The organism is Catenulispora rubra (assembly GCF_015356825.1).
Lineage (GTDB): Bacteria > Actinomycetota > Actinomycetes > Streptomycetales > Catenulisporaceae > Catenulispora > Catenulispora rubra.
Genome location: NZ_JAACYW010000773.1, coordinates 1 through 418, shown reverse-complemented (window position 1 = coordinate 418; position 418 = coordinate 1). Strand labels below are relative to the sequence as shown.

1 rRNA gene is annotated in these 418 nt (G+C 55.7%); it reads right to left on the bottom strand.

What is annotated here, in order from left to right:
• A 23S ribosomal RNA gene (locus GWK61_RS55355) occupies nucleotides 1-418 on the bottom strand; the annotation flags it as partial.

Below are 418 nucleotides of genomic sequence, written 5' to 3'. Positions count from 1 at the left end.
GGTTGAGACAGTCGAGAAGTCGTTACGCCATTCGTGCAGGTCGGAACTTACCCGACAAGGAATTTCGCTACCTTAGGATGGTTATAGTTACCACCGCCGTTTACTGGCGCTTAAGTTCTCAGCTTCGACCTTGCGGTCTAACCGGTCCCCTTAACGTTCCAGCACCGGGCAGGCGTCAGTCCGTATACATCGTCTTGCGACTTCGCACGGACCTGTGTTTTTAGTAAACAGTCGCTTCTCGCTGGTCTCTGCGACTCCCCCCAGCTCACACCGCAAGGGTGATCACCAGACGGAGCCCTCCTTCTCCCGAAGTTACGGAGGTATTTTGCCGAGTTCCTTAACCACGGTTCACCCGATCGCCTCGGTATTCTCTACCTGACCACCTGTGTCGGTTTGGGGTACGGGCCGCTAGGTCCTC